The organism is Sinomicrobium soli, assembly GCF_003285545.1.
Classification (GTDB): domain Bacteria; phylum Bacteroidota; class Bacteroidia; order Flavobacteriales; family Flavobacteriaceae; genus Sinomicrobium.
Window position 1 is genome coordinate 1 of the sequence record NZ_QLNV01000039.1, and the last position, 2,200, is coordinate 2,200.

The 2,200-nt window shown below is 39.3% G+C and carries 3 protein-coding genes; all 3 read right to left on the bottom strand.

The features are described from left to right. Positions 1 to 734: hypothetical protein (locus DN748_RS18915; RefSeq protein WP_146746661.1), on the bottom strand; the 734-nt coding region annotated here is incomplete at its 3' end. Positions 735 to 929: 195 nt separating this feature from the next. Continuing rightward, a complete protein-coding gene (locus tag DN748_RS18920; RefSeq protein ID WP_112373400.1) occupies positions 930 to 1,496 on the bottom strand; it encodes a hypothetical protein in 567 nt (188 codons plus the stop codon). A gap of 4 nt (positions 1,497 to 1,500) precedes the next feature. Then, the coding region (locus DN748_RS19190) for a hypothetical protein (protein ID WP_161554617.1) at positions 1,501 to 2,200 on the bottom strand (700 nt) is incomplete at its 5' end.

A 2,200-nucleotide genomic window follows, 5' to 3' on the forward strand; every position in this document is an offset into this window, starting at 1 on the left:
TTTGCATTGATCTTATAAAGATTATTGAACAGATCACTGAACATATGCAAAGTAGAATTACCCACCAAATTATCCGCGTAGGTACTGAATTTGGTTTCGTCTTCTATCATTAACATATACTGTGTCCCGCTCTGTGTAACGACAACCATGCTAAACGTGGCTGCATCATTCATATTTCCGTTCATATATAACTGAGCCATACTATAGATATCATCCGGAGAGAAAACGGATAATAACCCTACATAATGGGTGTGTGCAAATCCATCGATCTGTCCATTTAAGGAAAATTCAATACCTGCTGCCCCTTCTTCTCCCGTTATCAGCGTCTTCTCCATTTGATCACCGTTATGAGAGTAAACGTATCCTACCTCATGTTTAAAATCGGCATTATCGGCAGTTGTTTTGAGTGTTCTAAGGATTGACTTGAAATTTTCGTTGCTTCCCAACTGTGCTGCATGGTCACAGGGATCTACTTCTTCCGGGTCCGGATAATAATCACCCCCTCCATCCCCATAACATTCATCCCAATTCCCCGGATCGTCACAGTAGTCCGGTTCCGGATCTATGGGATCGTCTGGCCAATCATCACATACTTCGTAGCAATCCTGGCCAAGATAATCTTCCCAACAGTACTCATCACCTCCCCCCGGATCGTCCGGGTCCCAGGAGCCTTCGCCCACACAGCCCCCTCCATAGATGTCCTCGCAGACCTCATAACAGTCATAGCCCCCCATCGCTGCCAACTGCTGTTTCGATGGTAGCCGTTCCTTCTGCGTCTGCGGCCGGCCCTTGTATTTCCGTACCGGGCGGCCATTGACTACACGGATGATGACCTTTTCCAGTTCCGGCCGGTTATCTTTGGCTGATTCCAGTGCTTCCCGAACCTCTTCGGGTGTGCTATGGCAGGCTATTAGAAGTAAAACTTCGTTTTAATGCTCAACTTCCCATTTCCCATCATTATATATTTTCAATATGATACCTCCATGAATATTATAGGTTTCGTCAACAAAATCTCTGTCATTAATTATTACATTTCCTTCACTGTCTTTTGCTATAATATGTTCTCTTTCCTTTAAATAAGGTTTAATCCTCTTAGATAAACGTCGCCTGCTTCTCTTAGAAATATCTGAAGTACTTATCAAACCAGGTATAAGATCATAAAATAACACCAATTTGTCAGAGATGTATCCATAGAATATCGGGAATTCCGATGGTCTCCGAACATGTACATTGTAATATTGATCTTTAATTTTATAACTTATTTTTAATTGGTCCTTAATTGCTTCATTATTTGAGTATAATAGTCTTACTTCTATATATCCTCGTTGGGAAAACAGGGTATTTCTTTTTTTTGTATCAACTATATATGCTTTTATCTGTTCCTTCAGGATAGAATCTCCCACATTAATTTCCTTAATATCTATGGTTTGCGAATATGATGATAAACAGAAAAAAACACCACAAAAGAATGTTGTAATTTTTTTTATATATTCCATTTTTCTAATTTACATTATTGCACAATGTACTTAAATTCCCATGTTGAATATTAAATGCCTGGTTACTACTTCCATTATATTGACCAATTGCAGAACATCCTATTATATAGTGATTGATAGCTGAATAGTGTGAAGCAAAATTTTTATCGTCATTAATAATATTATTAGTTATGCCATCAGACCCATCGTTAATACAGGGGGTATGCGAGTGAATGGTTGCTTTAATAGGTATAAAATAACGCCTTGCACTTTGAATTTGTCCTGCATAGGTTCTGGATGGTGATCCTTGTGACATAGGGTACTGATAATAAGTGTTTCCAGCATATTGGTATATACCGTTTATCCCTCCTCCGTTTGAATTTACTTCCTGAATAATTAAAATAGCTCCATCATTAGTTAAAACAGCAGCAAATTCATTGCCAGAATCCTCGCTTAACTGCCACAAACTGGTTATCCCTGTACATTTATCATTATATTCATAGAGAGGCTTATCTCCTTCATCATAATATACTAAATCTAAATTAAATTCAAAGGAGCCATTACCTGGAAAATCATCTCCTCCATCCCCATAACATTCATCCCAATTCCCCGGATCGTCACAGGGATCCGGATTCGGGTCTATGGGACCATCTATCCAATCGCACTCTTCATAGCAATCCTGGCCAATGATATCATCCCAGCAGTATTCATCTCCTCCCGGATCA